This window comes from Rhizobium mulingense (assembly GCF_029194105.1).
GTDB lineage: Bacteria > Pseudomonadota > Alphaproteobacteria > Rhizobiales > Rhizobiaceae > Rhizobium > Rhizobium mulingense.
In genome coordinates, this window is the sequence record NZ_JARFVE010000006.1 from 259,225 (window position 1) to 278,956 (window position 19,732).

General features: G+C 60.5%; 20 protein-coding genes. 13 read left to right on the plus strand and 7 right to left on the minus strand.

What is annotated here, in order from left to right; all coding sequences use genetic code 11:
- Positions 1-8: 8 nt before the first annotated feature.
- Positions 9-746, minus strand: coding sequence for a hypothetical protein (locus tag PYR71_RS16310; RefSeq protein ID WP_275620076.1), 738 nt, complete (start codon positions 744-746; stop codon positions 9-11).
- Between the two features lie 280 nt (positions 747-1,026).
- Between PYR71_RS16310 and PYR71_RS16315 the strand changes: the two genes are divergently transcribed.
- From PYR71_RS16315 to PYR71_RS16325, 3 genes are all read left to right on the plus strand, one after another.
- Complete coding sequence (locus PYR71_RS16315) at positions 1,027-2,433, plus strand: adenylate/guanylate cyclase domain-containing protein (RefSeq protein WP_275620077.1); 1,407 nt, start codon at positions 1,027-1,029, stop codon at positions 2,431-2,433.
- Between the two features lie 401 nt (positions 2,434-2,834).
- Positions 2,835-3,830, plus strand: a complete 996-nt coding sequence (locus PYR71_RS16320; RefSeq protein WP_275620078.1) for an ornithine cyclodeaminase family protein — start codon at positions 2,835-2,837, stop codon at positions 3,828-3,830.
- A gap of 134 nt (positions 3,831-3,964) precedes the next feature.
- Positions 3,965-4,939 carry a threonine/serine dehydratase family protein gene (locus tag PYR71_RS16325; protein ID WP_275620079.1) on the plus strand — a complete coding sequence of 325 codons (975 nt, stop codon included), beginning with the start codon at positions 3,965-3,967 and terminating at the stop codon, positions 4,937-4,939.
- Positions 4,940-5,067: 128 nt separating this feature from the next.
- Here PYR71_RS16325 and PYR71_RS16330 read toward each other — a convergent pair whose 3' ends face one another.
- On the minus strand, positions 5,068-6,858 hold the full coding sequence (locus PYR71_RS16330; RefSeq protein WP_275620080.1) for an ABC transporter ATP-binding protein: 1,791 nt from the start codon (positions 6,856-6,858) through the stop codon (positions 5,068-5,070).
- Between the two features lie 223 nt (positions 6,859-7,081).
- Positions 7,082-7,291 (minus strand): hypothetical protein, encoded by a 210-nt coding sequence (locus PYR71_RS16335; protein WP_275620081.1) that lies wholly within the window; start codon positions 7,289-7,291, stop codon positions 7,082-7,084.
- 677 nt (positions 7,292-7,968) lie between these two features.
- On the opposite strand from PYR71_RS16335, the gene PYR71_RS16340 reads away from it, so the two are divergent.
- From PYR71_RS16340 to PYR71_RS16370, 7 genes are all read left to right on the plus strand, one after another.
- Positions 7,969-8,967 carry a sugar phosphate isomerase/epimerase family protein gene (locus PYR71_RS16340; protein WP_275620082.1) on the plus strand — a complete coding sequence of 333 codons (999 nt, stop codon included), beginning with the start codon at positions 7,969-7,971 and terminating at the stop codon, positions 8,965-8,967.
- A gap of 28 nt (positions 8,968-8,995) precedes the next feature.
- Positions 8,996-10,042, plus strand: coding sequence for a sugar ABC transporter substrate-binding protein (locus tag PYR71_RS16345; protein WP_275620083.1), 1,047 nt, complete (start codon positions 8,996-8,998; stop codon positions 10,040-10,042).
- 64 nt (positions 10,043-10,106) lie between these two features.
- Positions 10,107-11,618 (plus strand): sugar ABC transporter ATP-binding protein, encoded by a 1,512-nt coding sequence (locus PYR71_RS16350; RefSeq protein ID WP_275620084.1) that lies wholly within the window; start codon positions 10,107-10,109, stop codon positions 11,616-11,618.
- A gap of 17 nt (positions 11,619-11,635) precedes the next feature.
- On the plus strand, positions 11,636-12,610 hold the full coding sequence (locus PYR71_RS16355; protein ID WP_275620085.1) for an ABC transporter permease: 975 nt from the start codon (positions 11,636-11,638) through the stop codon (positions 12,608-12,610).
- Complete coding sequence (locus PYR71_RS16360) at positions 12,607-13,479, plus strand: MurR/RpiR family transcriptional regulator (protein ID WP_183915694.1); 873 nt, start codon at positions 12,607-12,609, stop codon at positions 13,477-13,479. The genes PYR71_RS16355 and PYR71_RS16360 overlap by 4 nt, the downstream gene beginning before the upstream one ends.
- On the plus strand, positions 13,476-14,360 hold the full coding sequence (locus tag PYR71_RS16365) for a ribokinase (RefSeq protein ID WP_275620086.1): 885 nt from the start codon (positions 13,476-13,478) through the stop codon (positions 14,358-14,360). The genes PYR71_RS16360 and PYR71_RS16365 overlap by 4 nt, the downstream gene beginning before the upstream one ends.
- 858 nt (positions 14,361-15,218) lie before the next feature.
- Positions 15,219-15,512 carry a DUF982 domain-containing protein gene (locus PYR71_RS16370; protein WP_183915690.1) on the plus strand — a complete coding sequence of 98 codons (294 nt, stop codon included), beginning with the start codon at positions 15,219-15,221 and terminating at the stop codon, positions 15,510-15,512.
- Between the two features lie 127 nt (positions 15,513-15,639).
- Here PYR71_RS16370 and PYR71_RS16375 read toward each other — a convergent pair whose 3' ends face one another.
- Positions 15,640-16,473 carry a nickel-binding protein gene (locus PYR71_RS16375; protein WP_275620087.1) on the minus strand — a complete coding sequence of 278 codons (834 nt, stop codon included), beginning with the start codon at positions 16,471-16,473 and terminating at the stop codon, positions 15,640-15,642.
- A 417-nt stretch (positions 16,474-16,890) separates the two neighbouring features.
- On the opposite strand from PYR71_RS16375, the gene PYR71_RS16380 reads away from it, so the two are divergent.
- From PYR71_RS16380 to PYR71_RS16390, 3 genes are all read left to right on the plus strand, one after another.
- Positions 16,891-17,148, plus strand: coding sequence for a DUF982 domain-containing protein (locus tag PYR71_RS16380; RefSeq protein ID WP_038688810.1), 258 nt, complete (start codon positions 16,891-16,893; stop codon positions 17,146-17,148).
- Between the two features lie 116 nt (positions 17,149-17,264).
- Positions 17,265-17,435, plus strand: a complete 171-nt coding sequence (locus PYR71_RS16385) for a hypothetical protein (protein ID WP_164517744.1) — start codon at positions 17,265-17,267, stop codon at positions 17,433-17,435.
- Positions 17,435-17,671 carry a hypothetical protein gene (locus PYR71_RS16390; RefSeq protein WP_239792348.1) on the plus strand — a complete coding sequence of 79 codons (237 nt, stop codon included), beginning with the start codon at positions 17,435-17,437 and terminating at the stop codon, positions 17,669-17,671. Before PYR71_RS16385 ends, PYR71_RS16390 begins: the two co-directional genes overlap by 1 nt.
- A gap of 163 nt (positions 17,672-17,834) precedes the next feature.
- Here the strand turns inward: PYR71_RS16390 and PYR71_RS16395 are convergent, their stop codons facing one another.
- From PYR71_RS16395 to PYR71_RS16405, 3 genes are all read right to left on the minus strand, one after another.
- Positions 17,835-18,383 carry a nuclear transport factor 2 family protein gene (locus PYR71_RS16395; protein WP_275620088.1) on the minus strand — a complete coding sequence of 183 codons (549 nt, stop codon included), beginning with the start codon at positions 18,381-18,383 and terminating at the stop codon, positions 17,835-17,837.
- An 80-nt stretch (positions 18,384-18,463) separates the two neighbouring features.
- The gene (locus PYR71_RS16400; protein WP_275620089.1) at positions 18,464-19,267 is read right to left on the minus strand and encodes an SDR family oxidoreductase; all 804 of its coding nucleotides are present in this window, start codon (positions 19,265-19,267) and stop codon (positions 18,464-18,466) included.
- 54 nt (positions 19,268-19,321) lie between these two features.
- Positions 19,322-19,720: a GlcG/HbpS family heme-binding protein gene (locus tag PYR71_RS16405; RefSeq protein ID WP_275620090.1), complete on the minus strand. Its 399-nt coding sequence runs from the start codon at positions 19,718-19,720 to the stop codon at positions 19,322-19,324.
- Positions 19,721-19,732: the final 12 nt, after the last annotated feature.

A 19,732-nucleotide genomic window follows, 5' to 3' on the forward strand; every position in this document is an offset into this window, starting at 1 on the left:
AGAGCCGGTCAAGCGGCGAGCTGGACCGAGCCGCCGTCCAGTATCGCCTCGCGTTCCGGCATCGGCCGCCCGCGGCGCTCCCACGTCCGGCGGCTGATGCCGAAGGCCTCCCAGGGGCGGGACTGGCTCAGCGAGTTGGCGAGATAGTCGGCCCTGGCAACGGCGCCGGCGGCGCGGCGTTGCTTCTCTTTCCGGCTCTGCTCGCGCTGGCGCCGCTTTGCCTTTTGCAGTTTTGCCCTTTTCGCCTTCGGCACGTCGAAGGCGCCGATGGTGCGGATATCGAGCGCGCAGCGTTCGGCGTAGCTCAGATGCAGGGCATGGCCGAGCGCGTCGGCGGAAAGCGGGGAAAAGCGCACCTTCGTCCGCTCATAGATGATTTCCTCGATCGCGGTCTTCCCGGCCCAGGGGACCCACCGGGCCGCCCAGCCGAGCACCACCTCGACAAACTCTTCCTTGAACTCGACGAAAGCGAGGCTTCCGATCACCTCGACATAGATCAGGGCGTCATCCGCCTCCGGCACGATCTCTCCATGGCGGTGCCGAACCAATTTCTCGATCTCGCGTATGCGGCCGCGGAAATAGTTCCAGCGACCGCCCCGCATCCGGCGCTGCACGGCCTTGTAGCCCAGCAGACAGTCGCCGATTTTGATCGCCGTGATATCCCGTGCAACTGCGTCCGCACGGCCGGATTTTTCGGCCCGCTGCGCCAATGGAGCCCCTTCATCCGCGCCGACGAGACGATCCATCGTTTCTCCTTTGTGAACCGCCCCACGGGGGCGAAACGACTGATTGTAGCGGAAGTCGAGGGGGTGACGTTCACCTTTTGTGCACTATTCACATCAATTTTCACAGCCGTGATGTAATCGAGTAACGGCTGATCCTTTGGCCGGATTTCACGGTGGCGACGGCCTGGTCGGCCGGAAAACAAGCGGCATCCGGGGCTGTTGATTTCTATTGGGAGGCTCCCGTGTTATGATGCCGGAACCGGCCTCGTTCGCCGATGTTGTCTGCACAGAGACTTGTCTAATGAGCGAAGTGGACGTGCTTTTTGCCACCCTGCGACAGGCGGCTGACCCGCAGACGGTCGAGTGCATCGAAAAGGTTGTCAGGCATGGCGCCGATCGCGATCTCAATCGCATCAACGCCCTTGCTTTCGCCGAAAAACACCATCTCAACGAAGAGAAAACCATCGCCGCCTTTCTCCACGCCGCCCGTATAGGCGCGTTCGAAATGACCTGGAATGTGCTCTGCCCGGGATGCGGCGGCGTCCTTGACAGCGGCGCGACCCTGAAAGGCGTCGTCCAGGACACCTATCATTGCGCGCTCTGTGCCGCCGGATATGAACCGACCCTCGACGAGATGGTCGAGGTCACCTTCACGGTCAGTCCACGGGTGCGCAGGATTGCCGCCCACGAGCCAGACCGGCTGCCGCCGCTCGAATATTATCGCCAGATCTTCTTCAGCTCCGGCGTCGACCTGCCGGAGGATCTGGAAGCCAAGTTCGCAAGCATCCTTCTGGAGATGATCGAGCTGGCGCCCGGCGAGAAAGCATTCGTGTCGCTGCAGCTGCCGTCGCAATTCGTCATCATCTTCGATGCCGTGACACATTCGGCGCAGTTCATTGATGTGCAGGGCGAACCCACCAACGAACGCCAGAACCTCTCGATGGTCATCAGCCGCGGGCATGCGCTGAACGAGACCGTCACGATGCGTCCCGGCCTGCTGCGGCTGACCCTTGAGAACCATACCGATCGCAGGGTGGTGCCGAACGTCTGTGTTGCCGGAGATGATCTACATGATCTGCTGGGCCGCCGCCGGGCCTTTCTGACGGCCAAGCGCCTGCTGACGAACCAGAGCTTTCGCGACATTTACCGGACCGATACGCTCGACGTCGACCAGCGTCTGAAGATCACCAGTCTGACGTTCCTCTTCACCGATCTCAGGGGCTCGACCGCGCTTTACGAGCGCGTCGGAGATCTTGCCGCTTTTGACCTTGTGCGGGCGCATTTCCGCGTGCTTCACGAGATCGTCGCCACCGAGGCCGGTGCGGTCGTCAAGACGATCGGCGATGCAGTCATGGCGACCTTCCCGAGCCCGGATCGCGCGGTGGCGGCCGCACTCAGAATGCGCGAGGCGATGCGCCGGTTGAATGCCGAACACGGCAGCGAAGACCTGCTCCTGAAAATCGGCATCCACGAAGGACCCTGCCTTGCCGTCAACCTGAACGACCGGCAGGACTATTTCGGCCAGACCGTCAATATCGCCTCCCGCGTCCAGGGCCTTGCCGATCCCAACGTAATTATGACGACGGAAGCCATCGTTGAAAATGCCCATGTCTCGGAGATCCTGCGTGACAGCGGCGTAACATCAGCTTCCCGGATGGCGGAACTTCAAGGCATCGGCAGAGAGGTCAGGATCTTCGCCTTGTCGTGAGCGTCGTTCCGCTGACGCAGGTATAGAGGCGCAAGCGCGTGCGACCTGAACGCGGCGCATCGGCGTCACCTCGTCTGGTTTGCTGATCACGGCCGCGAAATGACGACGATCATTCTAACAGAGGCGCCACCAGCGAGTGTTTTTGCAGGTGGAGGCAGACGCGGCCGGAATATCTGAACTTCCCCAAAATCCCACATCTTATGCCGTCTTGTCGATGCAATGATGATCGCACGCAGATCCCGGCAATAGATTCCGGAGGAGTGCATGAACAAGAGCATCCATAGCCGGCCTTCTCGCCTGAATATGCTCGGTGCGACGTTCGAACGAGCGGCGCCGTGGATCCTGTCTGGCGGGTGTGGGGACGCGCCTGTGCCTGAAACTTGAGAACAGGGAGGCAATGGATGCAAACGCTGCTGCTTAATAAGGAGGACGTAGGAAGGCTGATCTGCATGCGCGACGTCATCGCTGCAGTGGAAGAAGCCTACAAAGCCTACAACAGCGATCAGGTGGTGCAGCCCGATTATATAGGGATACATCTCCCGTCACCTCGTGGGGAAGTGGATTTCAAGCTTGGCTACAACAAAGCCAATGAAGTGATTTCCATGAAGGCATCGTCCGGAGGTTTTATCGATAACCCGGCGGCGCATGGGGTGCCGAGCGGCATGGGCACGATCCTTCTCTTCGATGCGAGAAGCTGCGCCCTGACCTGCGTCATGGACGGAAGCCTGATCACCGGCCTCAGAACCGGAGCCGCCGGAGCTGTCTCGGTGAAAGCACTGGCGCGGAAAGATGCCAGGAAAGTCGCTTCGATCGGGACGGGAAACCAAGCGAGAATGCAGATCCGCGCGATCAACGAGATCATGACGATCGAAGAGATCCATGCCTGGGACAGCCATCCGGAGACGCTTGCGAGGTACAAGGCGGATATCGAGAGCGAGTTCGGCATTTCCGTCGTCACGGCGAATTCCAAACGGGTAGCCGTTGAGCAGGCCGACATCCTGGTTACGACCACCTGTGGGAAGGGGTCGGTTGTGGAAGCGGATTGGGTCAAGGCCGGCACGCACATCGTTGCCATCGGCACCGATCAGAGGGGCAAACAGGAACTGGATCCTGAGATATTCAGGAACGCCAAGGTGGTGGTGGATTCAATGGCGCAGTGTGTCGAGAAGGGTGAGACCTGGCATCCGTTGGACAGAAATATCATCGCCAGAGACGATATTCATGGAGAGATCGGCGAGATTTTGCTGGGTCGAAAGCCGGGCAGAGAAAATGATGACGAGGTCACCATTTTCGACTCCACGGGAATGGCTATCCAAGACAATGTCACAGCGAACAGAATTTACCGCAACGCAATAGACGGGGGCGCCGGAACGTTCTTTGAATTCTTCAAATCCTGACGGAGGCCGTGCGCTCTTCCGACCGGCTTGCGAGAAAATCCAAGGCTTGGCCCTCAAATCAAAACAACCGTCGATGAGCGCTCTGCGCCAATATTCGCAAGAATGTCGGCCGGAAGCGGAAGGCGAGGAGCATCATGCGCAACTACCCGACTATTCAGGACATACGCGAAGCCCGAGAAAGGCTTAAGCCCCATATCAGGCACACGCCGCTGCTACGTGCGGAAAAAATAGAGAAAGACGTTGGCTGCCAGCTCTATCTCAAGCCTGAGACGCTGCAGATCACCGGCGCATTCAAAATCCGCGGCGCTCTCAACAAGGCGCTTTCGCTTCCGCGACAGGAGCTTGCAAACGGCGTCATCGCCAGTTCGTCGGGCAACCACGCCCAGGGGCTTTCTTACGCGGCGAGGATGCTCGGCATAAAAGTGATCCTGGTGCTCCCGGTTACCACGCCGGCAATCAAAATCGCCAACACGCGGGCTCTCGGCGCCGAAGTCATTCTGTTCGACGGTGATACTGCTGCCAGATGGAAAAAGGTCTATGAAATCGCCGAGCAAAACAACTACGCGACCATTCACGGGTTCGAGGATCCCGTTGTCATGGCAGGGCAGGGCACGATCGGATGTGAGATACTGGATGATTTGGACGATGTGGATACGGTCATCGTGCCCGTCGGTGGCGGAGGGCTTATCTCAGGCATTGCCACTGCCATCAAGGAAACAAAACCCTCGGTGCGGGTCATAGGCGCTGAGCCCGCTTTGACGCCGAAGTATTTTCACAGCCGAATCAATAAGGAACGCACCTCGTTTCCGCTGAAGAACACCATCGCGGACGGCTTGAGGATAAGCGTTCCGGGGCAGAACCCGTATCCGATCATCGAAAAATATGTCGACGAGATCGTCCTTGTTGATGATGAACATATCATCGCAGGCATGCGTAGCCTTGCGAGGGATGCGAAGCTGATCGCTGAACCGGCCGCATCGATCGGTATCGGAGCTCTGCTCGCCGGCTCGATAGAAGTCAGGCCGGATGAAAAGGTCTGTGCGGTTTTGACTGGCGGTAACTGGGATTTGTGCGACCTGGCCGAGATATACCGGGCTGCCGAGAAGTAGGGCGCAGGGTTGCCGTGGGAGAACGAAATCGCGCCAGCCGACGCCCACCGCGGCCTCCGCCTGGAGAAGCTCGACTGCAGCGCCATTGTCGTTATCAAAAGCCGGGGCTTCAGCCCCGGCATTCCAGTTTAGGCCACCAAGCCCTTGGTGAGTTCCAGCGCCTGCCGTTCGAACAGCCGGCGGTAAATGCCGCCATTGAGCCGGATCAAGGCCTGGTGGTCGCCTTCTTCGACGATCTTGCCCTTGTCGAAGACCAGCAGCCGGTCGAGCGCCCGCACCGTCGACAGGCGGTGGGCGATGACAAGGGTCGTGCGGCCGTCCATCAGCCGTTCCATGGCCTGCTGGATCTGCACTTCGCTTTCGCTGTCGAGGCTCGACGTCGCCTCGTCCAGGATGAGGATTGGTGCGTCAGCCAGGAAGGCGCGAGCGATGGCCACGCGCTGCCGTTCGCCGCCCGACAGCTTGACTCCGCGTTCACCGACCATCGTTTCATAGCCCTTGGGAAGGCCTATGATGAAGCTGTGCGCATTGGCCTGTTTCGCCGCCTGCTCGATCTCGCGCCGCGAGGCGTTCGGCCGGCCGTAGGCGATGTTTTCCGCCAGCGTGCGATGGAACAGGATCGGCTCCTGCTGCACGATGGCGATCTGGCCGCGCAGGTCCGATTGCCGGACGTCGGCGATATCCTGTCCGTCAATGCGGATGGCGCCCGAATTCACGTCATAGAGGCGCTGGATGAGCTTGACGAAGGTCGTTTTGCCCGAGCCCGAATGCCCAACCAGGCCGACACGCTCGCCCGCTTTGATGGTGACGGAAAAGTCCTGATAAAGCGGATCGGGATGAGCACCATACTGGAAGGTGACGCGATCGAAGACGATCTCGCCCGTGTCGATGGCGATCGGCCTGGCGTCCGGCTTGTCCTCGACACCAAGCGGCATCTGGTCGAGCAGCACCAGCTCTTCCATGTCGTTGACGGCGCGCTGCAGGTTGCGGATGTCCTGGCCGACATTGCGCAGATAGCCCTGCAGAACGAAGAACATGGCGAGCACGAAGGTGATGTCCCCGGGCGTCGCCAGCCCACGCTGCCACATGACCAGGCCCGTTCCCAGGATGCCGGCCTGCATGGAAACCATCATGAAGCCCTGGATCGTGCCGCTCAACGTGCCGCGTTTCCAAGTTCGCCGGGTTCGCCTGTCCCATTTGGCAAGCACGTGGCGCAGGCGCGCCTCCTCACGGCTTTCAGCGCCAAAGGCCTTGACCACCGAGTTGCAGCTGATGGCATCGGCCAGCGCGCCGCCAAGCTTGGTGTCCCAGGCATTGGCAAGCCTTGCCGCCGGCGACACGAAACCCATCGAAAGCGCCACTGTCGCGCCGATATAGATCAGCGATCCTGTTGCGACGAACAGGCCCATGACCGGCCAGTAGCTGCCGAGCACAAGACTGGCTCCAATGAGCATGACGATGGAGGGCAACAGCGCGACCAGCAACAGGTCGTTGAGGGAATCTAGCGCCCACATGCCGCGGGTGATCTTGCGCACCGTCGAACCGGCAAAGCTGTTTGCGTGCCAGTCGGTCGAGAACCGCTGCACCTTGTGGAAGCCGCTATTGACCACATCAGCCATGATGCGCAGCGTCAGTCGGATGATCCCGTTGAAGATGAACCAGCGCAATGCGACGCTGGTGAGGCCAAGAACCACCACGACGGCAAAGGCGCTGAGCGCGCCATTGGCCGCATTGCCGCCGGCAATGGCATCGACGATCCGGCCGGAAAACACCGGCACCATGACCTCGGCCAGCGTGCTTGATATGACCAGCACGATGATGGCGCCGACCAGAGCGCGCTGATGGCTCCAGTGACGAAAAACAAAGCCAAGCACCTGGCGATAGGCGTCGGCGCGGAAATCGAGCTTCTTGCGCGTCATTTTAATCTGCCCGGCCCGTATTCCGGCAACCGGCCTCAAATCGAGAGTTGAATGACACAGCCCGGGCGGGAGACGAAATGATCCCGTCAGATCAATCGGGCCATGAAAAATGAAAAACCGCATGTCGGGCGCGCTCGGGGCGGGCCGCGAATGGCAATGACCTACTGTCGTCGCATGCCATGCGGGAAGCTGTCGATGAATGCTGCTGTCATGCAACGCCTCCCTATGTTCGATCTGAAGCGGTAAGCGCTTTGTAGCGAAGCTCTTCGCCATTGCCAAGTGGGAAATTACAACCCTGCGGAAAGTGATGCGAAAACCACACAATCCAGAGGCTGGGAAAGCTCGTGGTGGTGCTGAGGATAGCAAGTTCGGCCGCCTGCTCGCGGCCATTGAACACAGCAACGGCTGACTGACAGTCGCCCTTCTTGATCAAACACGCTGCCTCCGCAATTCGCCAAGGACCCGTCAACTGCCTCTTCCAGCGTCAGATTTGACGTATCGAGAATTTCGCATCCAAATGCGGCCGCTTCATCCCGCAGAAAGCCGGCCCAGTTCATTATCTCCGGGTTTGCCAAATCCGGCTGACCTCGGTCGATCGAAAGTCGACTGGTCCTGGTCTCGTCGCAATCGAGGAGGATGCAAGCGTAGGACTTGATTCCTGCATGTCCCGCAGGTTCGGTTAGGAAGGAAAGGCGCGACTGACCCACGAACAGGATACTTCGTCCTTCCGTCAGGAGTGGAGATAGTCCGAGTCATCCATTCGAAGGTGGCTGCTTTCTGCCATTCGTCGACAGAGCCGAATTCATGGATCATATCTTGGATTGTCGGTACGCCGATGCTGTCCTTGTGAAACACGTCTCTCTCTTGGCCGTGCTGGCGGCCAATCCCGGCGGCGATCGTTGTCTTCCCGGCGCCAGATGCGCCCGTGAGAATGACGAGTCGCATGACTTCCCTTAATGGCAACCGAGAAGCCTGGCGCAGACCTATATCGCAGGCCGTCATTTCGCCAACTGCTTTTGTGGGACACTGCATTAATGCTGCGCTGCAGCATAGCTTTCGCTTTACAAAAACAAAATAAACTGTGAAGTAGTGTGCAACTTCACAGATGGGATGAATGCCTTGAGCCAGACGCGTTTTGCCACACGACTGAATTCCTTCGCCTCCGGCGCACACCTCGTTTGGCCGGGACAATCTGGCAAGCCGTCCGTCATGCAGATGGCGGAGCGTGCGGCCCGCGTCCAAGGATTGACCGACCTCGATCTCAACTACCCCGATCACGTGAACGACAATCCGGCTGAACTGTCGCGCATGCTTGGCAATCTAGGCCTGCAGATCAATGGCTTCGCCATGCGGTACTACACGAATCCGGATTTCAAGCTCGGCGCGTTCACCCATCCCGAAGAAGCAGTTCGCCGCGAGGCGATCGAGCTGACGAAGAAAGGCATCGATGCCGCGCGCGAGGCCGGCGCAAATCTGATGACCATCTGGCTCGGTCAGGATGGCTTCGATTACGCTTTCCAGGCCGATTATGCGAGGTTGTGGCAACACGAAATCGACGGAATCCGTGAAGTTTGTCAGCACGATCCGGATTGCCTGATCTCCATCGAATACAAGCCGAACGAGCCGCGCTCCTACAGCCTGCTGCCTGATGCAGCGACAACGCTGCTCGCCATCAAGCAGGTCGGCGCCGAGAATCTCGGGGTAACGCTTGATTTCGCCCATGTCCTCTATGCCGACGAGCAGCCCGCCTTCGCGGCGGCCCTGATCGCACGTCACAGCCGGGTTCTCGGCGTCCATCTGAACGATGGCTACGCCAAGCGCGACGACGGGTTGATGGTCGGCGCTGTTCACACGCTGCAGACCGTCGAACTGCTCCGCCAGGTTCGCCGGGACGGCTATGACGGTGCGATCTACTTCGACACGTTCCCCGATATGACCGGTCTCGACCCGGTCCGCGAATGCGAGGTCAACATCAAGACGGTCCAACGGATGTTGAGGGTGGTCGACCGCCTCGAGCAGGACAATCGCCTTTCGAGCGCGATTGACCGACAGGACGCCGTTTCCACGCAGGCCATCGTACAGGAGTTGATGCTCGGCGCGGACCACTGAACCGACTTAACCCTCCGGGAGGAATTCCATGAACAGATTTTTTGCCGCGGCTCTCGCCGCCACCCTTTGTGCTGGCATCGCGACAGCGCAGGACCTGAAGCCGCTCAACTCGGACTCCGAGCCGGACCGCATGGACTGGGCCGATCTTGACGCCAAGCTCGGCCCGCTGCCGAAACTGCCGGATGGTCTCAAGGTCGGCGGTGTCTCCAAGACGCTGACCAATGAATACTGGCGCTCCCTCGGCGAGGGCTATCAGAAGTTCGCGGACAAGCTCGGTGTAACCGTCGCCTATCAGGCAGCTCAGAGCGAAGGTGACCAGTTGGGTCAGCTGACGATCGCCGAAGGCATGGTCACGCAGGGCTACAATGTTCTGCTCGTCTCGCCGCAGACCGATGCCAATCTTCAGCCGGTCATGGAACAGGCCAAGGCGGCCAATGTGCCGGTCGTGAACGTCAACGACGCGGTGATCCCGCAGGCAGAGCATTATGTCGGCAATGTCCAGCGCGACAATGGCGTCCGCGTCGCCAAGTGGTTCGTCGAGAACCGCCCGAACGGCGGCAAGGTCGCGATCATCGAAGGTCAGGCGGGCGTCTACGCTGCCGTGCAGCGCACCAGCGGCTTCAAGAGCACGATCGAGGAAGGCGGCAAGTTCACCGTTGTCGCAAGCGTTCCCGGCAACTGGGATCGGCAGATGTCCTACGACGCGGCGACCACCATCCTGCAGCAGCATCCGGATCTCGTCGGCTTCTACTGCAACAATGACGGCATGGCTCTTGGCGTCGTCGAAGCCGTGAAGGCGGCGGGCCTGCAGGACAAGGTCGTGGTCTTCGGCACCGACGGTATCTCGGACGCCTACAAGTCGATCGAAGCCGGTGAGCTCACGGGCACCGTCGACAGCTTCCCCGTTCTGACGGGCGAGGTCGCGATGGAAGTCGCTCTTCGCCTCGTCGCGGGCCAGAAGCTGCCGCGCGTTGTGGCGACGCCACAGGCGCTGATTACCAAGGACAACGTCAAGGACTTCCAGGGCAAGGGTGTCGACATACGCACGGTGCTGATGAAGGCCGCAGGCAAGTAAGCCTCCCAAGGCGGGACGGCCGTCGCTCGGCCGGTCGTCCTCACTCTCAAAAGGGTTCAGTTCCGTGGCTCCTTCCAGACTGGCATTCGAAGACATTTCCAAGGTCTTTCCCGGCGTCAAGGCGCTCTCGGAAGTCTCCTTCGAGGTCGCGCCAGGTGAAATTCACGCGCTTCTCGGTGAGAATGGGGCGGGAAAATCGACGCTCCTGCGCATCCTCTCCGGCGTCTTTCGGCCGACGCAGGGCGAGGTGAAGGTCGATGGCACGGTCCATCATTTCCGCAAGCCGGAGAGCGCCCGCCAGGCGGGGATCGCCATGATCCATCAGGAACTGCAGCAGGTTCCCCATCTCACCGTCGCCCAGAACATGTTTCTCGGTCATTCCCTCACCAGGCTCGGCGGCCTCATCGTTGACCGCCGCGAGCAGGAGCGCCGGGCGGCTGAAGCCCTGGCGATGATCGACCCGTCGATCGACCCCTCGGCGCCGATTTCCTCGTTGAAGGTGGCCCAACGGCAGGTCGTCGAGATCGCCCGCGCCCTCCTCGACAGAGCCAGGATCGTTGCCATGGACGAGCCGACGTCGAGCCTGACGCCCAGTGAGTTCGACCGGCTGGCCGGGATCATCGAACGGCTTGCCGCCGGCGGCGTGTCGATCATCTATGTGTCCCACAAGATGGACGAGGTCTTCCGGGTTTGCCGCAGGGCGACGGTGATGCGTGACGGAAAGGTCGTCCGCACAGGCATCGATCTCAGGGCGAGCGCGCCGGACGAAGTCATCGGCATGATGGTCGGCCGCGAACTGCTGGCCGAAGCGCACCATTCGCACGCGACCCGCACCGTGAGTGTCGAAGTCCGCAATCTTTCAACGCACCGTATCCGCGACGTTTCGTTCGACCTCCACAAGGGCGAGGTTCTAGGCGTGGCCGGTCTGGTTGGCTCAGGCCGGACGGAGCTTCTGCGCGCAATATCCGGCGCCGACAGGTTGGCTGCAGGCACGGTCAAAGTCGATGGGACGACCCTGGCGCTATCCAATCCTCGCGCGGCGATTGCCGCCGGCATCGGTCTGCTCCCTGAGGAGCGTAAGCGGGAAGGGATCATTCCCGGACGGTCGGTCACCTCGAACATGGCGCTGCCTTCGATGGCGCGTTTCTCCAAGGCAGGCATCATCAATCACCGCAAGCTCAAGCGGACCGCCGAAGACCTTCTCAGGCGCGTAAAACTGCGGCCATTTCAGCTCGACCGCCAAATCAAGCTTTTCAGCGGCGGCAATCAGCAGAAGGCCATCATTGCGCGGTGGCTGGCGGCCGGCTCGCGCATCCTGCTTTTCGATGAGCCGACCCGAGGCATCGACGTCGGCGCGAAATCAGAAATCTACCGTCTGATCGAAGACCTCGCCGCCGGGGGGCACGGCGTGATCGTCGTGTCCTCCGAGCTCCCGGAGGTGCTGAGGGTGTCCGATCGTGTGCTCGTGATGCGCGACGGTGCTGTCGCGGCTGAACTCGGCCGCGATCAGATGAGTGAAGAAACCATCGTCTCCCATGCCGTCGGCACGACCGCAAGCCGCATCGGCACGGCGTGACCAACAGGGAAAAAGCCATGTCTGACACCATCGAGAATACCGCAGCGCCAGCAACCAGATTTGTCGGATCCTTATCGGTCCGCGATGCCGGCACGCTGATCGGCCTCGTCGCCATTGTGATCATCTTCGGCCTTTTGGCTCCCGACTTTCTCTCGCAGAGAAATCTCTTGAACATTCTCCAACAGTCCAGCATCAACGCCTGCCTGGCGCTCGGCATGACCCTGGTGATCATCTCCGGCGGCATCGACCTCTCCGTCGGTCCGACGGCGGCGATTGCTGCCGTCATCTCGGCAACGCTGCTTGTGGCCGGTATTCCGGTTCCTCTCGCCATCCTTGCCGGACTCGGCATCGGCGTCCTCTGTGGCCTCGTCAATGGCGTGCTTGTTGCCTATGCCGGGCTGCAGCCCTTCATTGTGACGCTCGGCACGCTCAGCACCTATCGAGCCATTGCGCTCATCTATACCGGCGGCAACCCTGTGCTCGGTGTCCCGCAAGGCTTCCGGACGCTGTTCAACGGCAGCATCGCCGGCATTCCGAATTCTGTCGTGATGGTTGCTGTCGTCGCCCTCTTGGCTTGGGTGCTTCTCAAGAAGACTCCCCTGGGTGAATACCTGCTTGCGGTCGGCGGCAATGAGGAAGCGGCTTACGTCGCCGGTGTCCCGATCGCCATGACCAAGATCACGGCCTATGTGATCTCCGGCGTCCTGGCGGCGCTCGCCTCGATGATCCTCATCGGCCGGCTTGGTGCCGCCGAGCCGATCCTCGGCAATCTGTGGGAGCTAGATGCGATCGCCGCAGCGGCAATCGGCGGGGCGTCGTTGATGGGCGGCAAGGGCAGCGTCATCGGCACGTTGCTCGGGGCGATCATTCTGGGCGCGATGCGCAACGGATTGACGTTGATGAACGTGCAGGCCTTCTACCAACTTCTTGCCACTGGCCTTATTATCCTTGTCGCGATGATGATAGATCGCGTCACAAGGGGACGGGGATGAATTCTGCAAATGATCTCAAGGCGGTGGGCCCGCGCATCCGGATGATGATGCCTCAGCTCACCCCCTTGGAGGCGCGTGTTGTCGAGACGGTTTTCGGACTGAGGGACTTCTCTGAAGACACCGCGCTCAAGGACTTGGCAGCCGAGGCGGGGGTTTCCGAGGCGATGGTCGTGAAGATCGCCAAGAAACTGGGATTTAGCGGCTTTCGTGACTTTCGCACCGCCGTCTCGAACTACAACAAGCTGCCGACAGCGGAGATGCATCAGGAACTTTCCGCGGAAGACAGTTCCGCCGAAATTATCCAGAAGGTCTTCCGTACATCGATCAACGCGCTGGAGGAAACCCTGGCGATCCTTGATGTCGATGCCTTCGATCGCGCCGCCGACTTATTGGCGAAACCGGGACAGCGCGATTTTTATGGTGTCGGAGGTTCGGCGCAAATCGCCCGCGATGTCGCTCACAAATTCCTGAGGATCGGTGTTCGCTGCAGCGTCCAGGACGACTCGCACATGATGCTGATGTCGGCTTCCCTGCTGGGGGCTGACGACGTGGCTATAGGATTTTCCCATTCGGGCAACACCACGGCAGTAATCGAAGCGATACAGCTCGCGCGGAAGTCCGGCGCCCGGACGATCGCCATCACCAATTACGGCGGATCGGCTTTGGCTCAGATCGCCGATATCGTTCTGTGTTCGACGGCGCAAGGATCGCCCCTGATGGGCGAGAACGCGGCGGCGCGGATTGCCCAACTCAACATTCTCGACGCACTTTTCATGGCCGTCGCCAAGAGAAACTATCAGGCGGCGGAGAGAAATCTCGAACGAACGATGTCCGCCGTGACATCCAAACGCAAGGACAAGCTTCCATGACCACTGCTTCGCCCTCGGTCGTCGTCTTCGGCAGCCTGCACTACGACATCATGGTGTACGGCCCGGCGCGTCCGCGGAAGGGTGAAACGGTCACGGGAAGCAGCTGGCATCCCAAATGCGGCGGCAAGGGCGGCAATCAGGCGCTGTCGGCTGCCAGAGCCGGCGTGTCGTCTCATATGATCGGCGCTGTCGCCGACGATGATTTCGGACGCGCTTTGATCGACAACCTTGGGCTTGGCAACGTGGATAACCGCTTCGTCAAGACGGTGGCCGGCGTCGGCAGCGGCATGAGCGTCGCAATCTTCGATGGGCAGGGCGATTACGGCGCAGTGATCGTATCGGGCAGCAACCTTGCGCTCGGCCAGTCGGATGTCGACGCCGCCAAGGAGGTGTTTGCTGGCGGCGGCATTCTGGTGTTGCAGAACGAGGTTCCCGATCTTGCCAACGTCGCGGCGGCACGAGCGATGAAGGAGGCCGGCGGGCAGGTGGTGCTCAATGCGGCGCCGGCGCGGCCCTTGTCAGACGACCTCGCGCAGCTTGTCGATATTGTCGTCGTGAATGCGATCGAGGCGGAGCAGTTGGCGCAGGGTTCGGTCGTCGACAGCTTGGCCGGGGCGCTGGATGCGGCAACGCGACTGGCTGAACGTTTTGCCGTTGTTGTGGTCACGGCGGGTGGGGAAGGGGTAGCCTGCGCGACGAAGAACGGCGAAGCCTTCTCGATTGCGGCGGTCAAGGTTGAACTGGTGAGCACGCACGGCGCCGGTGACGAGTTCACGGGGGTGCTCGCTGCCGAACTCGCCCGCGGGCGTGAAATCCGCGCGGCGGTGGATTCGGCGAACCGCGCCGCCGCTGTGCTGGTTAGCACGCGCCGCACCAGGTAGAGCATTTCCTGGTTAGCTTGAATCATTCTGTTGGCTTAAACGGAGTCGGATGATCGACCGGCCGACGCTTCTCATAGCCAAGCTCTACGGCGAAATCCGGCCGGTCGAGCAGCCGGCCCGTTTCAGCCAACCTTCCCGCAGATCGCCAGGCAAATCCGCAAGTCTTGAGTATCGCCGGACGCACCGATCGCTTCGCCATGGCGGAGGGGTGCGGCTGGTGGGCCGGGCATCTCTAGCCAAGATCAGAGGCAACCGGCCCGGACGTACCTTGTGGTATGCCTGTCGCCAACCGCCTCTGCGCTGACGAAAACCTGCTCCGGCAGAATGCTTCAATCTAATCAGGAGATGCTCTAGGCGCCGCGCGCTTCGAGCAGTGCCCCCTGGCGAAGTTGGTGCTCGGGAAATTCCCGATGCATTTTAGTAGCTGCACGAGCGAGCGTTGCCGGGTCTGAATCCACCTGCGCAAGCCGGGTTCCTCGATGTATCCAGCTGATACTGATAATCCTCCCTGTCGTGTTTCGCAGGTGAGGTGCAGGCGGACGCCAGGGCGGAAAGGCCGATCAGGACGCCGGCTACGGCCAATCTCACAATCCGGTTCATCTGCATCTCCTTCCGCTCGATCCTGGCCTGCAATCTATCATGGCAGGGTATGGATTCGCGAGCAGGGATGGACGTGATGACATGCGCGGCAACGGCTGTAATTGCACATTTTATGTCCAGCTGATCCGCTGGTTATTCTGTCGTTATGGAAGTAGTTACAATGTCTTTATCGACAGAACATAGTCGTTTTATGTTGAAATATTCGAGCTTTTTCCTTAATATAAAACCATAAAAAAGTAATATAAATGGGAGGATACTATGCCAGAAGCTCGGTTCGAGCCGGTTTTTCTTCGCCGTCAGCATTTCGTCGCAGAGATCACGAGTCTCGACGAAATTATGGATTTTCTGGACGAATGGCCGCAGGACAAGCGAGGTTTGGCATATGAAACGCTGTTAAAGGCGTGCAGGGATACGGCGAACGGCCGTTTCCCGCTGAACGCGGCGCGGGAGAATTTCCGGCGGTTTCTGAAGATGTCGGGCGTGCTGGCGAAGGCCGAGGGCGCGGCGAAATTCGAGCAGCTGATGAGCGATCATCCAATCGGCAATGCCTGATCACAAGCGCACGGCCGCGGCCGAAACGAGGCGGGTTCGGCCGCCGCGAGAAAATCGGCGGTGCGCTAATGCGTGTCGCCCGGAAATGTGCAGCGGTTCCGGGCGACACGCATAAAAATAAAGGGCTTTAGCTCAGTTGCCGGCTGGCGTTGGTCCAGTCGCATTGGAAAACCAGCATCGGCTTGGAAAATCCCTTGAGCCGCCGGCGCGTCGCGTGGGCGAAGACATCGGTCGCGCCATATTCCCGGAAAATATTCTCCGACACCAGGATCTGGTCGCTGGCGGCTGCCGCGCAGAGGCGGGCCGCCAGTTGCACGGTCGAGCCGAAGAGGTCGTTGCTGTCCTCGACCGGCTCGCCGCAATCGAGCCCGATGCGGATATGGAGCGGCTGGGAATTGTTGCCGCCGTTGTAATGTTGGAATTCCTGCTGGATCGCCATGGCGCATTCAACGGCTGCCGTTGTCGCCGCGAAGGCCGCCATGATGCCGTCGCCGGTGTGCTTGACTTCGCGGCCTGAATTTTTGCCGAGGCATCGGCGCACGATTGCGTCATGGGCCCGGACCAACTCTGTTCCCATGCGGTCGCCGAGGCGCGCCGTCATCTCGGTCGAGCCGACGATATCGGTAAAGAGGATCGCCCGGTGGCCTGGATCCATTTGCGGCGACTGGCCGGGCGCTGGATCAGGGTCATTGATGCGGCCGAGAAAGGCCTCGACCGCCGAGAGAGCCACCTCGACGATCTCGTTGGCGACAAAGCCGTGCGCCTCGCGATGAACGCATTGGACGGCTGCCATATCGGGCGCATCCACTAGGCAGAAGGCCGTCCCGCGCCGCTCGTCGAACCAGTAAGTGAGAAACTTGACGCCGTATCGATCCTGAATGTCGATATCCATGCGATGTGCCTGGGCGACCTCGGCGGCCGAAGTTCCTTCGAGATAGTGCCGGTCCATGAAGATGGGCATCGCGCGTTCTCCCAGATCCGCCGCATGCAAGAAACGGCATTGTACGATCTGGATGCCTCCCCGTCCACCTTCGGGACAATCAACGATGCATCGTCGCGCTGCATTGCTTCCGGAAAAGGAACGCGTTGCTGCATCTTCGATAGAATATGTAAGAAAATAGCCAGTTTTAACGAGTAGGCTCGGTGCGCTAAGTCTGATATTTACCATAATCTGTCATTTAATGACTGATTGCAGGGTTTCCGGACCCCCTCGAGAGGCTTCAGGCGTATCCCGTTCTCAGGCCTCGCCCGCCGGATCCTGGTTGGAGAGACATGTCTGTCGCGGCTATGATTGGCCAAGATCGAAAAGCCGCCGCCAACGGCACGCAAATTGCATTTCATCGATTAGCTCGCCGAAATCAGGAAAAGCTGTAACAAAGTGAGACAGAGGGCACATTTTCGACCGGTCGGCCTGGCCTCGATGGGGCTCGGGCACTATGCCGTTATCAACTCGGTGTGGGATGCCGCGCGCACGCTCCTCCATGACTGGCCGGTGGATGACGGCGAAGAATATTTCGAAGCCGTCAAAGCCTGCCTGGATGCGATCATCGGCGATCTTCCGCCGGATCATGTCCGGGCCGCCTTCGTCAGGGCTGCGCAGGAGGCGGGTATCGCCGTCATAGAAGCCGCCGACTGAACAGCGGCCGCATTTCGATCTCCGTTTTCTCCCGTTTCCAGGTGAAGGTCCCGCGGTGCTTGACTTCTGCGGGCAAGGGTCTAAATTGGAACAAAACAGGAACACAGGAGATGGTCATGACACATACGGAACAGGTGATCGCCAACGCCCTGGCCCTCGTCGAAGCCTCCCGCGCGGCCCGCGAACGGGATCAGCAGCGTCGCGCGGCCTGGCAGAAAAAGGTCGAACTCAGCCGGCCGCTGCCGCCCTTGCCGCGGCCGGTCCAATTGCCGCTGGCGTTGAACTGATGCAGCCGGCAAAGACGTTCAGACCCGATCCGGTTTGCTCCACCCCGGCTTGGCCTGATCGCGCATGGGAGGTGGAGGCCGTGCTCGCCTGGCATGACGACGATGCCAAGGCGGCGATCCGCACGCTGCTCGACGACTGCAGACATCTGCGCCGGCAACTGGCGCTGGCGGAAAGCGTGATGAGCCGCGGAATGGCCCGCGGCTGGACACCGCGATACGAGCGCGACGCACTCTGAAACAGGCCTGCCCGAGATACCAGTGACGTATCGATAGTGGCGCCGAGAAACCGCAGGAAGAGGGCGGCTGATCGATCGCGCAGAGGCGGGCATCCGAGTGATGTGGTGCAGAATGTCCGCCGCGCCATCTGGGAACGGCAAGTTTGGTTCGACCTGGAAGACTCTAGTCGACCGGCGTCACACGGGTCCACAAGGCGTTGAACACGATCGAATCAAAGAAGGCCGAGGCACGGACGATACGGCCGTCGCGCATGTCGAGAAACCAGGCATAGGTGTTCGCGTAGGGCTCTCCGTCGCGGGCGATGCCGCGGGCGTCGAAAAAGACGATCACAGTGTCGCCGTCGACATACAAGTTGCGGATCGCCGGCTTCAGCGGTGCCTTCATTCGAGCATTAAACGGGCGGATCACCTCACGCAGGAATGCCTCGCGGCTTGGATAGGTCTTCGATGCCAGCGAATAGCCCTCGATTGTCCAGCGGGCGTCGTCGGCGAGGAGATCATAAGGACTGCCTGTGCCGGCCGCCCAGGCTTCGAAGCCAGCCTCGATGGCTGCCTTGTTGCGGCGTTCGGTTTCAGTGAGAGACTGCGCTGTGGCGTGCGCTTCGAGCCCGCCCAGAGCAAGGATGGCGGCAGCGATGCCGAGGGTCGCGTTGAAGATGCGCCTGGCCCGGGATTGCGGGCGGCAGACGGCTGCCGTTGCAGTGTAGGACATGGTTTTCTCCGGAGGGTAAACGAGTGGGGCGACACCCGCTGGTCGGGTGCCGCTTGCGGCGCTCGCCGCCAGAAATCTGCTTAGATCTGGTTTTCCCAGGCTCTCAGCTGATGCTCCTTCAGCATGTCCTCGATGACCTTCGGAACGACGTTGCGGAACCTGCCGGTGTCGGCCGGAACGACTTCGATCATCCGGTCGATCATTTCCTTCGGGTCCATCTTACCTTCGGGCGTTGCGAAGAAATCGTCGAAGCCCTTTCGCAGATCTGCGCGCTTCGTGAAGTTCTTGCTGTCATCCAGCCAGCGGAACGGATTGTCCGCCATCGTCTCGTTGTAGCCGGTGTAGTAGGCGCCGGGGTTGATTGTCTGGATCTTGATGCCGTAAGGGGCGAGTTCCTGCTGCAGCGCTTCGGCGATCGATTCCAACGCGTGCTTGGTGGAGACATAGGTGCCCCAGTTGGCCGGAGTGAAGAGGCCGCCCATCGAGGACGTGAAGACCACTTTGCCTTTCTTGCCTTCGCGCACCCATCTCTGGACGACGCCCTGAGTCAGCACCAGCGGCAGGAAGACGTTGACTTCATAATTCTTGCGAACAAGTTCGATCGGGATTTCCCAAACCGGGCCGGCTTCGCCCATACCGGCATTGTTCCAAAGAACGTCGATATCCCATCCCTGCGCCTGCTTGATGTCGTAGGGATCGGTGAGGTCGAGTCGCTCGACACGGACGTTCTTGAGGCCGAGGGCGGCGACCTCCTCACGCAGCGGCGTAACCTGCGAGGAAACCTGCGTCGTCGCGATGATGCTGTGGCCGTTCTTGGCCATGCCGATGGCGGCACCCTTGCCGAAGCCGGAGCCTGCGCCAGTGATCAAAATGGTCTTTGTCATGAGACATTCCTTTCGATGGTTTCGGGTTGGTCGAAATCAAATGTTGGCATAGCGTCATGCGACGGCCGCAGCCGCTGCCTGCGCGATTTCGAGATCCTGTGCAACCGCTCCGCCGGAAACGCCAACGGCCCCGATCACCGTGCCGTCGCCGGCAAAGAGCGAGATGCCGCCGGCAAAGGGAGTTAGGCCGCCATTGGATAGTTCAAGGGCATGGGCGGGAGCGCCTGGCTTGCAATATTCCCAGACGGCCTCGCTTGTCGTTTGAAACAATACGGCCGTCCGGGCTTTGCCCATAGCGAGGTCGATCGAGCCGAGCACTGCGCCGTCCATTCGGCCAAACGCCTTGAGATGCGCTCCGGCGTCCAAGACTGCGATATTGACCGGCACACCGATCTCATTAGCCCGCGCCTCACCTGCGGCGATGACCCTGCGAGCTTCGTCAATGGAAATCATCTCCTGTCTCCT

Excerpts from the sequence above, each read along its gene's own strand:
- PYR71_RS16310 (WP_275620076.1), bottom strand. The coding sequence starts at position 746 with ATGGATCGTCTCGTCGGCGCGGATGAAGGGGCTCCATTGGCGCAGCGG.
- PYR71_RS16315 (WP_275620077.1), top strand. The coding sequence starts at position 1,027 with ATGAGCGAAGTGGACGTGCTTTTTGCCACCCTGCGACAGGCGGCTGAC.
- PYR71_RS16320 (WP_275620078.1), top strand. The coding sequence starts at position 2,835 with ATGCAAACGCTGCTGCTTAATAAGGAGGACGTAGGAAGGCTGATCTGC.
- PYR71_RS16325 (WP_275620079.1), top strand. The coding sequence starts at position 3,965 with ATGCGCAACTACCCGACTATTCAGGACATACGCGAAGCCCGAGAAAGG.
- PYR71_RS16330 (WP_275620080.1), bottom strand. The coding sequence starts at position 6,858 with ATGACGCGCAAGAAGCTCGATTTCCGCGCCGACGCCTATCGCCAGGTG.
- PYR71_RS16340 (WP_275620082.1), top strand. The coding sequence starts at position 7,969 with ATGAATGCCTTGAGCCAGACGCGTTTTGCCACACGACTGAATTCCTTC.
- PYR71_RS16345 (WP_275620083.1), top strand. The coding sequence starts at position 8,996 with ATGAACAGATTTTTTGCCGCGGCTCTCGCCGCCACCCTTTGTGCTGGC.
- PYR71_RS16355 (WP_275620085.1), top strand. The coding sequence starts at position 11,636 with ATGTCTGACACCATCGAGAATACCGCAGCGCCAGCAACCAGATTTGTC.
- PYR71_RS16360 (WP_183915694.1), top strand. The coding sequence starts at position 12,607 with ATGAATTCTGCAAATGATCTCAAGGCGGTGGGCCCGCGCATCCGGATG.
- PYR71_RS16365 (WP_275620086.1), top strand. The coding sequence starts at position 13,476 with ATGACCACTGCTTCGCCCTCGGTCGTCGTCTTCGGCAGCCTGCACTAC.
- PYR71_RS16370 (WP_183915690.1), top strand. The coding sequence starts at position 15,219 with ATGCCAGAAGCTCGGTTCGAGCCGGTTTTTCTTCGCCGTCAGCATTTC.
- PYR71_RS16375 (WP_275620087.1), bottom strand. The coding sequence starts at position 16,473 with ATGCCCATCTTCATGGACCGGCACTATCTCGAAGGAACTTCGGCCGCC.
- PYR71_RS16385 (WP_164517744.1), top strand. The coding sequence starts at position 17,265 with ATGACACATACGGAACAGGTGATCGCCAACGCCCTGGCCCTCGTCGAA.
- PYR71_RS16390 (WP_239792348.1), top strand. The coding sequence starts at position 17,435 with ATGCAGCCGGCAAAGACGTTCAGACCCGATCCGGTTTGCTCCACCCCG.
- PYR71_RS16395 (WP_275620088.1), bottom strand. The coding sequence starts at position 18,383 with ATGTCCTACACTGCAACGGCAGCCGTCTGCCGCCCGCAATCCCGGGCC.
- PYR71_RS16400 (WP_275620089.1), bottom strand. The coding sequence starts at position 19,267 with ATGACAAAGACCATTTTGATCACTGGCGCAGGCTCCGGCTTCGGCAAG.
- PYR71_RS16405 (WP_275620090.1), bottom strand. The coding sequence starts at position 19,720 with ATGATTTCCATTGACGAAGCTCGCAGGGTCATCGCCGCAGGTGAGGCG.